We start from the raw sequence: 11,872 nt of genomic DNA, 5'->3' as shown, positions 1-11,872 counted from the left end.
TATTGGTAAGGAGAGAGCCGTGATCGGTCGCTTGAGAGGCATTGTCATTGAAAAGCAGCCCCCCGAGGTTTTGCTGGAGGTTGGCGGGGTCGGCTACGAGGTGCAGATGCCCATGAGCTGCTTCTACGACCTGCCGGATATCGGCCAGGAGGCGACCATCCAGACCCATTTCGTGGTGCGTGAAGATGCTCAGCTGCTCTATGGCTTCAACCACAAGCAGGAGCGAGCGCTGTTTCGCGAGCTGATCAAGACCAACGGCGTGGGCCCCAAATTGGCGCTGGCCATTCTCTCCGGCATGACTGCCAGCCAGTTTGTCCTGTGTGTCGAGCGCGAGGAGATAAGCTCTCTGGTCAAATTGCCCGGGGTGGGCAAGAAGACGGCGGAGCGGCTGGTGGTCGAGATGAAGGACAGGCTCAAGGGCTGGGTCAGCCACGATCTCTTCTCGCCGGCGGCCGTGCCCCTGCCTGCCAGCGAACCGGCCCTGCGGGCGCCGGATGCGGCAGAAGAGGCGGCCAGCGCGCTGGTGGCCCTTGGTTACAAGCCACAGCAGGCCAGCCAGATCGTCAGCAAGATCGCCGCCGATGGCATGTCGGTGGAAGAGATCATCCGTGAATCCCTGCGTAGTCTGGTGTGAGGTAGTCGATGATTGAAGCGGATCGTCTCATCTCGGCAAGTGCCGCCCGTGAGGATGACATTATCGATCGGGCCATTCGTCCCAAGAAACTGGCCGACTACACAGGCCAGGATACCGTCTGCGAACAGATGGAGATCTTCATCGAGGCGGCGCGGCAACGGGGAGAGGCCCTCGATCACCTGCTGATCTTCGGCCCGCCGGGTCTGGGCAAGACGACGCTGGCCAACATTGTCGCCAATGAGATGGGGGTGAACATCAAGACCACCTCGGGTCCGGTGCTGGAAAAGGCCGGCGATCTGGCGGCGCTGCTCACCAACCTCGAGCCCAACGATGTGCTGTTCATCGACGAGATCCACCGCCTGAGCCCCGTGGTGGAGGAGGTGCTCTACCCGGCGATGGAGGATTACCAGCTCGACATCATGATAGGGGAGGGGCCGGCGGCCCGTTCCATCAAGCTCGATCTGCCCCCCTTCACCCTGATTGGGGCCACCACCCGGGCCGGCTCTCTCACCAGCCCGCTGCGGGATCGCTTCGGCATCGTCCAGCGGCTGGAGTTCTACAACGTCAAGGATCTGACCGACATCGTCTCCCGCAGCGCCCGTTGTCTGGGGCTCGACATGTCGGAGGATGGCGCCATCGAGGTGGCGCGTCGTTCTCGCGGCACCCCGCGAATTGCTAACCGTTTGTTAAGGCGGGTGCGGGATTTTGCCCAGGTCAAGTCTGACGGCAAGATTGACGGCCCCATTGCAGCCCGCGCCATGGACATGCTGGACGTGGACAACGAGGGGTTCGACTTCATGGACCGCAAGCTATTGTTGGCTGTCATCGACAAGTTTATGGGAGGCCCTGTGGGGCTTGATAATCTGGCGGCCGCCATCGGGGAAGAGAAAGATACCATTGAGGATGTGCTGGAGCCTTACCTGATCCAGCAGGGATATCTGCAACGCACACCCAGAGGGCGGATAGCGACCACGCGAGCCTATGCCCATTTCGGCCTTCAGCGGCCAGATGAGAAGTGAAAACAGACATTTGAATAGAAAACCGCCGCCAACGGCGGTTTTTTTATTGGCGGGATAAAAAAAAGCCCACGGCGGATGCGGTGGGCAAAGACAATTCAGGATGGATGTTCACAACCAGTGAGTACGTCCGGATACAGACCGGAAAAAAACGAGTGAGCCGTCGCGAGCTCTCAGAGTCGGTTCAATTGATAGAGTTGAACAAAAGAAAGCTTGTAGTAGCTGATGGTTTTAGCAACAAACTTTTTCATCTTCGATTCCAATAAACAGGTTCAAACGGATGGTCGGATACGTACCGTGAACCCTGATTAACCGGCCTGTATCCAAGGGGATGCCCTCACTGCGAGGCGCATTGTAGGAGTTCGAATCAGCCCGGGCAAACAAGAAAAATTGCACCATTCAAATTAGTTTAACTAATGATGAGTTTGGTCTGATTGATTCGCATGAGTATGCATTGTTTGCAGTTTTAAATTGCTTTTTCGAGGCGGCCAGAACAATCCGGATAACATGATAAACATGACCTTGGCTGTTATTTTTAAATTAAACTACAGAGCGAGATGTTAAAAATTTAAATTGATTTAAATCAATGTTTTACATCAAATATAATTTTGTGATCCAGCTCTCTTCATTGCTTTGTAAATAGTTTAAAGATGCCTTTTGAAGCCATGTATTTGGGGCGCTTTTACATTGATTTCAATCAAATAAAGGTGATATAAAACCACGGTCATCATGGGCGAGAATAAATTCCAGCTGGTTGTTTTAGAATTGTTAAACATTAGCTTTCTTTGTTCTCAGATATTGCCTTGTTGTTAATATTGGTCGTTGGTGAAGGGGTTTTGTTGTGAGGATTTACAGCGAGCTCCATTTGCTAACCCCCAACGGAAGCTTTGTCCCTAAATCTTAAAATAGCCGTGCCAATAATCGGTGAGGAAACATCATGATTGCTGAGCATGTGGTCGACCTATCGCGGTTCCAGTTCGCTGCGACGGCCCTTTATCACTTCTTGTTTGTCCCCCTGACGCTGGGAATGACCTTCATTCTCGCGATCATGGAATCTGTCTATGTTATGACCAACAACCCCATCTACAAGGACATGACCAAGTTCTGGGGCAAGTTGTTCGCCATTAACTTCGCCCTCGGGGTGACCACGGGTTTGACCATGGAGTTCCAGTTCGGGACCAACTGGGCTTACTACTCCCACTATGTCGGCGACATCTTCGGGGCCCCGCTGGCCATCGAAGGGCTGATGGCCTTCTTCCTGGAGTCCACCTTCGTCGGTATGTTCTTCTTCGGTTGGGATCGTCTCTCCAAGCATCAACACCTGGCTGCGACCTGGTTGATGGCGCTGGGGACCAACCTCTCCGCCCTCTGGATCCTGGTTGCCAACGGCTGGATGCAGAATCCGGTCGGTGCCGAGTTCAACTTCGAATCCATGCGGATGGAGATGGTGAGCTTTGCCGATCTGGTGTTCAACCCGGTAGCTCAGGTCAAGTTCGTGCACACTGTTGCAGCGGGCTACACCTGCGGTGCCATGTTTGTACTGGGCATCTCCTCCTACTACCTGCTGAAGAATCGTGATGTGGCCTTCGCCCGTCGCTCCTTCGCCATCGCTGCCGCGTTTGGTATGGCCTCCATCCTCTCCGTGCTGGTGCTGGGTGACGAGTCCGGTTACGAGACAGGTGAAGTGCAGAAGGTGAAACTGGCTGCCATCGAAGCCGAGTGGGAGACTGAACCCGCGCCAGCTGCCTTTACCCTGTTCGGTATTCCGAATCAGGAAGAGATGCGCACCGACTACGCCATCAAGATCCCTTATGCCCTTGGCATCATCGCGACCCGTTCCCTGGACGGTCAGGTGACCGGCCTCAAGGATCTGAAGAGCGAGCACGAGCTGCGCGTGCGCAACGGCATGACCGCCTACGACCTGCTGACCAAGCTGCAATCCGGCGACAAGTCTGACGAGACCCGCGCTCGCTTCGACGAAGTGAAGCAGGATCTGGGTTACGGTCTGCTGCTCAAGCGTTACACCAACAATGTGACCGATGCGACCGAGGAGCAGATCATGGCTGCGGTGGATGACTCCATCCCGCACGTACTGCCGCTGTTTTTCGCCTTCCGCATCATGGTAGCGACCGGCATGGTGATGCTGGTGCTGATCGGCCTGGCCTTCTATGACAGTGCCCGTCACCGCATCGGCGAGCGCAAGTGGCTGCTCAAGGCCCTGCTGTGGGGTATCCCGCTGCCGTGGATCGCCATTGAAGCCGGTTGGTTTGTAGCCGAGTACGGCCGTCAGCCCTGGACCATTGCGGAAGTGCTGCCGACCTTCGTCTCCGCTTCCAACGTGCCTGCGTCCGAGATTTGGTTCTCCCTGATCGGTATCTGCCTGTTCTACACAGTGCTGCTGATTATCGAGATGTACCTGATGTTCAAGTTTGCCCGCCTCGGCCCTAGCAGCCTGAAGACCGGCAAGTATCACTTCGAACAGCTCAAGGCATAAGGAGAGTAACCATGTTTGATTACGAAACTCTGCGTGTCATCTGGTGGGTGCTGGTCGGTGTGCTGCTGATCGGTTTCGCCATCACTGACGGCTTCGACATGGGGGTGGGCGCACTGCTCCCCTTCGTCGGCAAGAAAGACATTGAACGTCGTGTCATGATCAACTCCATTGCCCCCCACTGGGATGGCAACCAGGTGTGGTTGATCACCGCAGGTGGCGCCCTGTTCGCCGCCTGGCCGCTGGTTTATGCCACCGCATTCTCCGGCTTCTATGTGGCGATGATCCTGACCCTGATGGCGCTGTTCTTCCGTCCGGTCGGTTTTGACTACCGCTCCAAGCTGGAAAGCCCGAGATGGCGCAACAACTGGGACTGGTGCCTGTTCATCGGTGGTGCCGTACCGCCCATCGTGTTTGGTGTGGCGTTTGGCAACCTGCTGCAGGGCGTGCCGTTCGAGTTCAACCAGTTCCTGATGTCCACCTATCACGGCAACTTCTTCGGCCTGCTCAATCCGTTCGGTCTGCTGGCCGGCGTGGTGAGCCTGTGCATGTTCCTGGCGCAGGGCGCAACCTGGCTGATGATGAAGACCGAAGGTGAAGTGCTGGCCCGCTCCCGTACCGCCGCCATCGGCAGCTCCCTGCTGACCATGGTGCTGTTCGCCCTGGCCGGTTGGTGGGTCAGTGGCATGGATGGTTATGTCATCGTCAAGGCTGCCGCGACCGATGCCGTCTCCAACCCGCTCGGCAAGGAAGTGGTGCAACAGGCCGGCGCCTGGATGAACAACTACAGCCTCTACCCGTGGATGGTGGCAGCCCCCGTGCTGGGCCTCTCCATGAGCCTGCTGGTTGCCGTGTTTGCCAAGCTGAACAAGGGCTGGCTGGCGTTTACCTGCTCCTCCCTGGCGATGACAGGCATCATCCTGACCGCCGGTTTCTCCATGTTCCCGTTCGTGATGCCCTCAAGCCTTGAGCCGTCACAGAGCCTGACCATGTGGGATACCACAGCCTCCTTCAACACCCTGCAGGTGATGACGGTGGCCGCTGCTATCTTCGTGCCTATTGTGCTGGGTTACACCCTCTGGACCTACATCAAGATGTATGGCCGGGTGACCAACAAGCACATCGAAGATAACCAACATTCGGCCTACTAAGAAGGAGCCCTGACAATGTGGTATTTCACCTGGATCCTGGGTCTGCTGCTGGCCTGCGCATTTGGCATCATCAATGCGCTGTGGTTGGAACACACCGAGAACATGGATCGCCAGATCGATGAAGACAAGTGATCGACTCGCCAGGCTGGCCGCTCCCCTGGAGCGCCAGCCATGGCAGGGGTTGATGTTGCTGGCGGCGGCCCTGTTGGGCGTCGCCATTTTGCAGGCCCCGAACCTGATCGCGGCCAACACCAGTGAACACGGTCACTGGCTGGCGCCCTGGCTGATGTGGGCTGTCTGTTGCGGCGTGCTACACGGACTGGGATTCCATCCCCGCAGCCTGTTCGGACGCCTGTTCTTCAACCCCTGGCTCGCCTTGCCCAGTTTGTTGTACGGGCTCTGGTTGATGCAGTCATATTTCCTTTCATAAAAAACGGGGGGAGGCAGGATTTCCCTGTCTCCCCCTGCTTCTTTCCTATTCAGCCCTGCGCTATGATAGCCCCCCATCTGACTGTCGAATGGATCACAGATTGCTATGGGGGAAGTCTTTGAGTTTCCGGTGCGTGTCTACTACGAAGATACCGACGCCGGGGGCATCGTCTACAACGCCAATTATCTCAAGTTTATGGAACGTGCTCGCACCGAGTTTCTTCGTGCCATGGGCGTCGAACAGGACGTCCTGCTGCAGGAGGGATTCGCCTTCGTTGTGACTCGCACTGAGATCGATTTCCGCTCGGCGGCCCGTTTTAATGAATTACTGAATGTGTTAACGCAAGTGACTGAAATGAAACGCGCATCCCTGCGCTTTTCCCAGCAGATCCTGGCGGCCGACGGACGACTTGTCGCCCGGGCCATGGTACAGATAGCCTGTGTCAGTCATCCGCAAATGAAACCTGTCGCAATACCTGAAAATATCAAGGGAGTGCTGTTAAGTGCACGCTGAAATTTCGTTTATTGGCCTGTTTTGGCAAGCCAGCCTGTTGGTCAAACTGGTCATGATCACCCTGATGGGGATGTCCGTGGTCTCCTGGGCGCTGATTATCCAGCGCTCCAAGGTGATCAAGGCGGCCAATCTTGCCTCCGAGCAGTTTGAAGACAGATTCTGGTCCGGGGTCGATCTCAACCGCCTCTATCAGGAGTCTTCCTCCCGCCGCGATGACATCGAAGGCATGGAAGACATCTTCTACTCCGGCTTCAAGGAGTATGCCCGTCTGCTCAAGGCCGGCGCCCGTGGCCAGGATGCGGTGATGGATGGTACCTACCGTGCCATGCGTGTCTCCCTTTCCCGCGCGGTGGACGATCTGGAATCGAACCTGCCGGTGCTGGCGACTATCGGCTCCATCAGCCCCTACATCGGTCTGTTTGGTACCGTATGGGGGATCATGAACGCCTTTATCGCCCTGGGTCAGGTGCAGCAGGCGACCCTGCAGATGGTGGCTCCGGGTATCGCGGAGGCGTTGATCGCCACCGCCATGGGTCTGTTTGCGGCGATCCCGGCGGTTATCTTCTACAACCGCTTCTCCAACAAGGTCGAGCGGCTGGAGAACGCCTACGCCAACTTCATGGACGAGTTCTCCACCATTCTGAACCGTCAAATTGCTCAGCAGCAGGGTGATCAGTAATGCAAACCTATCAGCGGATCCGGCGCAAGAAGGTGGCCGAGATCAACGTGGTTCCCTATATCGACGTCATGCTGGTGCTGCTCATCATCTTCATGGCGGTGACGCCCGTGATCACGCAAGGGGTCAAGGTTGATCTGCCGCAGGCTGAATCCGAGCAGCTGCCGGAAGATGCCAAGCCGCCCTTCATCGTCAGCGTCAATACTGACGGTGAATACGTGATCAAGGCGGGCGAGGCGGATGACGAGCCGGTCCCCAGTGGCACGCCCGAGGCGATGCAGCAATACATCACCGAGAAGGCCATGGGCTATCTGGCCATCAACCAGAACGCCCCCGTGGTCGTCGCCGGTGACAAGGCTGTGCGCTACGAGGAGGTGATCCTGTTGATGGTGGCCCTCAAGAATGCCGGTGTGCCTCAGGTTGGTCTGATGACGGATCCGGTGAACTGACGGAGATGGATGTGAAGCGTGGTATTTCCGGTTATCTCGTTGCATCGTTCCTGCTGCATCTGATCATCGGCATCATCCTGTTTGTCGGTCTCGACTTCAGCAAGCCCAAGCGACCCGAGTCAACGGGGCAGATCGTCAATGCGGTGATGCTGGACAGCGAATTCCTGGATCAGCAGGCGAAGCAGATCCAGCAGCAGAAGGCCCAGCCCAAGGCTGCCGAGCAGAAGAAAAAGGAAGAGGCGGAGCAGGCCAAGCGTGAGCTGGCCCAGGAGCAGGAGCGTCTGCGCATCGCCGAGACCAAGCGCAAGGAAGCTGAAGAGGCGACCCGCAAGGCCGAGGCCGAAAAACAGAAAAAAGTAGCCGAGCAGAAGCTGGCGGAAGAGAAGGCCCAGAAAGCCGAGGAAGCCCGCAAGCTGGAAGAGCAGAAGGCCAAGAAGGCGGAAGCCGAGCGCAAGGCCGCAGAAGATGCCAAGGCGCTGGCGCTGAAAAAGAAAAAGGAACAAGAGAAAAAAGAAGCTGAGGAGAAGGCCAAGGCAGAAGAGGCCAAGGCCAAGAAAGCGGAAGCGGAGAAAAAAGCCAAAGCCGAAGCCGAGAAGAAAGCCAAGGCGGAAGCAGAGAAAAAAGCCAAAGCCGAGGCCGAGAAGAAGGCCAAGGAAGAGGCGGCCAAGAAGGCAAAAGCTGACGCAGAGAAGAAAGCCAAGGAGGAGGCCGAGAAGAAGGCCAAGGCCGAGGCTGAACGCAAGCGCAAGGCGGCGGAAGAGGCCAGATTGCAAAAAGAGATGGAAGCCATGATGCAACAGCAGCTGGCGGCCGAGGCCAATGCCCGCAGTCAGGCGGCATCGGCGGCGGCGCAGGGGGAGGTCGACAAATACGCGGCCCTCATCAAGGCCACTGTTGAGCGGTATATGATTTTGGATCCCACAATGCGGGGCAAAACCTGTACTATCGGTGTACGTCTTGCGAGCTCCGGTTTTGTCATCTCGGTGGATAATGGCCAAGGTGATCCGGCTGTTTGTCGCTCCGGCAAGGCGGCGGTCCTGAAGGCTGGCTCCTTGCCGGTACCCAAGGATCCTGCGGCATTCGAGATGTTGAAGGAGTTCAACCTCCAGTTGGAACCGAACATCTAAGCACGGGATAACGGGGTCATTGACTGTGGTAGGCAGCATCTTGCTGACAAAGGAATTGAACCTCTCATTTTTATTGGAACCGAGTATTTAAGCCATGATCAGAAAAGTGTTTTTTGCTTTGGTTGGCTGTTTGTTGCTGGGCCAGAGTGCCCAGGCGGCCCTGGACATCGTCATCACAGGCGGTATCGATAGCGCACGTCCCATCGCCATCGCTCCCTTCAAGTGGGAAGGCAATGGCCAGCTGCCGCAGGACATCGCCGAAGTGGTTTCCAACGACCTGATGCGCAGCGGCAAGTTCAAGCCGCTGGCCCGCAGCCAGATGCCGCAGACCCCGAGCACCAGCGGTGAGATCAACTTCGCGCCCTGGGCTGCCCAGGGGGTAGAAGCGGTCGTGGTTGGTACCATTGCGCCGGTCGGAGATGGCACCTACAAGGTCAACTTCGAGCTGGTCGATGTGCTCAAGGGCCAGCTGGCCAAGGCACAGGGCGGTGAAAGCAGCGGCTACATCCTGGACAGCCGGATGGCGACCATCCCAGGTGCCCAGATGCGCCAGTTTGCCCACCGTATCTCCGACATCGTCTATGAGCGTCTGACTGGCGAGCGTGGCGCCTTCCTGACCCGTCTGGCCTATGTTGCGGTCCAGCAGGGTGCCCAGTTCCCGTATCAGCTGCGTATCTCCGATTACGACGGCTACAACGAGAAGACTCTGCTGCGCTCCCGCGAGCCGCTGATGTCTCCCTCCTGGTCGCCGGATGGCAGTAAGCTGGCCTATGTGAGCTTCGAGAACCAGAAGTCCGAGATCTACGTGCAGGATATCTACACCCAGCAGCGCAGCCTGATCACCAGTTTCCGTGGCATCAACGGGGCGCCGGAGTGGTCTCCGGATGGTCGTCGTCTGGCTATCGTTTTGTCCAAAGATGGTCAGCCTGATCTCTATGTCGTTGATGTGGCTAGCAAGCAACTCACTCGAGTCACCAATAACCGCACCATCGACACTGAACCGTCCTGGATGCCGGATGGGCAAACTTTGCTGTTCACCTCCGAACGTGGTGGCAAACCCCAGATTTATAGCGTAAATTTGTCGACTGGCGTGACTCGCCGGATGACCTGGGAAGGTGAATCCAACCAGGGGGCATCCATTACTCCGGACGGCAAGACCATGGTGATGGTGACCCGGGTTCAGGGACAATATCGCATCGCACGTCAGGACATGGAAACCGGTGCTCTGTTGGTGTTGACCCAAAGTGCTCTGGACGAGTCGCCCAGTGTGGCTCCCAATGGCAGCATGATCATTTATGCCACCATCTATCAGGGTCGTAAGAGTCTGGCATTGGTGTCGACTGATGGTCGCTTCAAGGCTGTGCTTCCGACCAGTAGCGGTGAAATACGTGCACCAGCTTGGTCGCCCTTCTTGAATTGATAAAAATCCGATTGTTTTTTGTTTTGTTATAAAGGTTTAAGGAAATAGCATGCAACTCAATAAACTGCTCAAGGGTTTGGCCATCGCACTGCCACTGTTCACCCTGGCCGCTTGTAGCTCTTCTTCTGATTCCGACGCCGCTGGTGCCGAATCAGGCATGACCGACGGCATGGGCGGTGTACAAACCGGCGGCGCCAACGGTATGTTGTCCCCGGAAGAGCAGATGCGTCAGAAGTTCGAAGCACTGCAGCGTGACAACGTCATCTACTTCCCGTTCGACGGTTATGACATCCAGGGTCAGTACGCTGATCTGCTGGATGCCCACGCCAGCTACCTGCGTGAGCGCCCGTCCGTCAAAGTGCTGATCGAAGGTCACGCCGACGAGCGTGGTACTCCGGAGTACAACATCGCGCTGGGCGAGCGTCGTGCCAAGGCTGTTGCCAAGTATCTGCAAACCCTGGGTGTGCAGGCTGAGCAGCTCTCCATCGTCAGCTATGGCGAAGAGAAGCCGCTGGATCTGTCTCACACCGAGGATGCCTTTGCCAAGAACCGTCGTGCGGTCCTGGTTTACTAAGGTTTGATTCGGATGAATTTTGTGTATAAGCAAGCGGCCATTTCGATGGCCGTTTTATTTGCAGTCACTGCTCATGCCGCGGCTCCGGTCAGCGATCTGGGCGGTGATTCGAGCGGTGGCGTTATCCTTAGCGGCAATAACGGTGCCATAGTCCCGTCTGGCAGCCTGGAAGACAGGGTTGCCCTGCTGGAGCGCACCCTCAACGCCCGTCTGCGGATGCAGGCCGAGCTGCAACAGCAGGTTGACTCCCTGCAAGGTGAAGTCTCCGAGCTGCGTGGTCAGCTGGAGCAACAGACCTACCAGATGGAACAGTCGCAGGAGCGTCAGCGTCAGCTCTACCAGGAGCTGGAAAAGGTTGCCAGCAGCCAGCAGGCCGCTCCGGCAGCTCCTGCCGCGCCCGCCACCACTCCCGCAACGGCGGCCAACTACTCGACCAACCAGGACGAGAATCAGGCCTATGACGCCGCGGTGAACATGGTGCTCAAGGAGAAGAACTACGACAAGGCGATTCCTGCCTTCGAAGGGTTCATCAAGCAGTTCCCGAACTCCAGCTATGCCCCCAATGCCCACTACTGGCTGGGTCAGCTGCTGTTCAACAAGGGGGACAGAGCCGGAGCCACTACCCAGTTTGCCACCCTGGCCAACAAATACAGCAAGTCGCCCAAGCGCGCCGATGCCCTGCTGAAGCTGGGGATGCTGGCACAGCTGGATGGCAAGAAGGCGGAAGCCAAGAGCTTCTATGAGCAGGTGATCAAGGGATATCCCAACACCTCGCCGGCCCAGTTGGCCAAGCAGAGCCTGAGCAAGCTGTAACATTGCCGTATGTTACTGTTTTCGTAACGGTACTGTAAAAACGGCGCGCATTTGTATGCGCAGTGAGCAAACGGATTTAAATTACGAATTTTAGGTTGCACCGGAAATTTAAATCCGTAATATAGGCCGCCGTCAGAGCCGAAGCGATAACGCGGTCGGAGCTGGTCGTGGTGAGGGTCGTTAGCTCAGTCGGTAGAGCAGTTGACTTTTAATCAATTGGTCGCTGGTTCGAATCCAGCACGACCCACCATTTTCTCCACCAGGTGGAGACAGAATTCCCAGGTCGTTTAGCTCAGCTGGGAGAGCACCTCCCTTACAAGGAGGGGGTCACTGGTTCGAGCCCAGTAACGACCACCAGTTTTAAAAAATGATACAGATGGGTCGTTAGCTCAGTCGGTAGAGCAGTTGACTTTTAATCAATTGGTCGCTGGTTCGAATCCAGCACGACCCACCATCATTTAGCAATATCCCAGGTCGTTTAGCTCAGCTGGGAGAGCACCTCCCTTACAAGGAGGGGGTCACTGGTTCGAGCCCAGTAACGACCACCAGTTTTAAAAAATGATACAGATGGGTCGTTA

The 11,872-nt window shown here is 56.7% G+C and carries 13 protein-coding genes and 4 tRNA genes; all 17 read left to right on the top strand.

What is annotated here, in order from left to right:
- The first annotated feature begins 19 nt into the window (after positions 1–19).
- Complete coding sequence (gene ruvA / locus ACB028_RS13825) at positions 20–634, top strand: Holliday junction branch migration protein RuvA (protein ID WP_042070383.1); 615 nt, start codon at positions 20–22, stop codon at positions 632–634.
- A gap of 8 nt (positions 635–642) precedes the next feature.
- Positions 643–1,653, top strand: coding sequence for a Holliday junction branch migration DNA helicase RuvB (ruvB, locus tag ACB028_RS13820; protein WP_042026598.1), 1,011 nt, complete (start codon positions 643–645; stop codon positions 1,651–1,653).
- A gap of 934 nt (positions 1,654–2,587) precedes the next feature.
- A complete protein-coding gene (locus ACB028_RS13815; RefSeq protein WP_026456929.1) occupies positions 2,588–4,144 on the top strand; it encodes a cytochrome ubiquinol oxidase subunit I in 1,557 nt (518 codons plus the stop codon).
- Positions 4,145–4,155: 11 nt separating this feature from the next.
- Positions 4,156–5,292: a cytochrome d ubiquinol oxidase subunit II gene (gene cydB / locus ACB028_RS13810; protein ID WP_061476411.1), complete on the top strand. Its 1,137-nt coding sequence runs from the start codon at positions 4,156–4,158 to the stop codon at positions 5,290–5,292.
- 15 nt (positions 5,293–5,307) lie between these two features.
- Positions 5,308–5,424 (top strand): cytochrome bd-I oxidase subunit CydX, encoded by a 117-nt coding sequence (gene cydX, locus ACB028_RS13805; protein WP_026456928.1) that lies wholly within the window; start codon positions 5,308–5,310, stop codon positions 5,422–5,424.
- Positions 5,411–5,722, top strand: a complete 312-nt coding sequence (locus ACB028_RS13800) for a cyd operon YbgE family protein (RefSeq protein WP_223379909.1) — start codon at positions 5,411–5,413, stop codon at positions 5,720–5,722. The genes cydX and ACB028_RS13800 overlap by 14 nt, the downstream gene beginning before the upstream one ends.
- Positions 5,723–5,827: 105 nt before the next feature.
- Positions 5,828–6,235 (top strand): tol-pal system-associated acyl-CoA thioesterase, encoded by a 408-nt coding sequence (gene ybgC / locus ACB028_RS13795; protein WP_026456926.1) that lies wholly within the window; start codon positions 5,828–5,830, stop codon positions 6,233–6,235.
- A gap of 1 nt (position 6,236) precedes the next feature.
- Positions 6,237–6,914 carry a protein TolQ gene (gene tolQ, locus ACB028_RS13790; RefSeq protein ID WP_216994102.1) on the top strand — a complete coding sequence of 226 codons (678 nt, stop codon included), beginning with the start codon at positions 6,237–6,239 and terminating at the stop codon, positions 6,912–6,914.
- Complete coding sequence (gene tolR, locus ACB028_RS13785) at positions 6,914–7,360, top strand: protein TolR (protein ID WP_026456924.1); 447 nt, start codon at positions 6,914–6,916, stop codon at positions 7,358–7,360. The genes tolQ and tolR overlap by 1 nt, the downstream gene beginning before the upstream one ends.
- 5 nt (positions 7,361–7,365) lie before the next feature.
- Positions 7,366–8,487 carry a cell envelope integrity protein TolA gene (gene tolA / locus ACB028_RS13780; RefSeq protein WP_342017763.1) on the top strand — a complete coding sequence of 374 codons (1,122 nt, stop codon included), beginning with the start codon at positions 7,366–7,368 and terminating at the stop codon, positions 8,485–8,487.
- Between the two features lie 94 nt (positions 8,488–8,581).
- Positions 8,582–9,907, top strand: coding sequence for a Tol-Pal system beta propeller repeat protein TolB (tolB, locus tag ACB028_RS13775; RefSeq protein ID WP_061476402.1), 1,326 nt, complete (start codon positions 8,582–8,584; stop codon positions 9,905–9,907).
- A gap of 49 nt (positions 9,908–9,956) precedes the next feature.
- Positions 9,957–10,481: a peptidoglycan-associated lipoprotein Pal gene (gene pal / locus ACB028_RS13770; RefSeq protein ID WP_005313284.1), complete on the top strand. Its 525-nt coding sequence runs from the start codon at positions 9,957–9,959 to the stop codon at positions 10,479–10,481.
- Positions 10,482–10,493: 12 nt separating this feature from the next.
- Entirely contained in the window at positions 10,494–11,294 is an 801-nt protein-coding gene (gene ybgF / locus ACB028_RS13765) for a tol-pal system protein YbgF (RefSeq protein WP_371144520.1), read from the top strand.
- 174 nt (positions 11,295–11,468) lie between these two features.
- Positions 11,469–11,544 (top strand) — tRNA-Lys (locus ACB028_RS13760).
- 31 nt (positions 11,545–11,575) lie between these two features.
- A tRNA-Val gene (locus tag ACB028_RS13755) sits at positions 11,576–11,651 on the top strand.
- A gap of 21 nt (positions 11,652–11,672) precedes the next feature.
- A tRNA-Lys gene (locus ACB028_RS13750) sits at positions 11,673–11,748 on the top strand.
- Positions 11,749–11,766: 18 nt separating this feature from the next.
- Positions 11,767–11,842, top strand: a tRNA-Val gene (locus ACB028_RS13745).
- The last annotated feature ends 30 nt before the right edge of the window (positions 11,843–11,872 follow it).

It is taken from the genome of Aeromonas sp. S9(2024), assembly GCF_041403185.1.
GTDB classification, from domain to species: domain Bacteria; phylum Pseudomonadota; class Gammaproteobacteria; order Enterobacterales; family Aeromonadaceae; genus Aeromonas; species Aeromonas enteropelogenes.
This window is presented reverse-complemented; position numbering and strand designations above follow the sequence as displayed.

Excerpts from the sequence above, each read along its gene's own strand:
- ruvB (WP_042026598.1), top strand. The coding sequence starts at position 643 with ATGATTGAAGCGGATCGTCTCATCTCGGCAAGTGCCGCCCGTGAGGAT.
- ybgF (WP_371144520.1), top strand. The coding sequence starts at position 10,494 with ATGAATTTTGTGTATAAGCAAGCGGCCATTTCGATGGCCGTTTTATTT.
- tolA (WP_342017763.1), top strand. The coding sequence starts at position 7,366 with ATGGATGTGAAGCGTGGTATTTCCGGTTATCTCGTTGCATCGTTCCTG.
- pal (WP_005313284.1), top strand. The coding sequence starts at position 9,957 with ATGCAACTCAATAAACTGCTCAAGGGTTTGGCCATCGCACTGCCACTG.
- cydX (WP_026456928.1), top strand. The coding sequence starts at position 5,308 with ATGTGGTATTTCACCTGGATCCTGGGTCTGCTGCTGGCCTGCGCATTT.
- tolB (WP_061476402.1), top strand. The coding sequence starts at position 8,582 with ATGATCAGAAAAGTGTTTTTTGCTTTGGTTGGCTGTTTGTTGCTGGGC.
- ACB028_RS13815 (WP_026456929.1), top strand. The coding sequence starts at position 2,588 with ATGATTGCTGAGCATGTGGTCGACCTATCGCGGTTCCAGTTCGCTGCG.
- ybgC (WP_026456926.1), top strand. The coding sequence starts at position 5,828 with ATGGGGGAAGTCTTTGAGTTTCCGGTGCGTGTCTACTACGAAGATACC.
- ACB028_RS13800 (WP_223379909.1), top strand. The coding sequence starts at position 5,411 with ATGAAGACAAGTGATCGACTCGCCAGGCTGGCCGCTCCCCTGGAGCGC.
- cydB (WP_061476411.1), top strand. The coding sequence starts at position 4,156 with ATGTTTGATTACGAAACTCTGCGTGTCATCTGGTGGGTGCTGGTCGGT.
- tolR (WP_026456924.1), top strand. The coding sequence starts at position 6,914 with ATGCAAACCTATCAGCGGATCCGGCGCAAGAAGGTGGCCGAGATCAAC.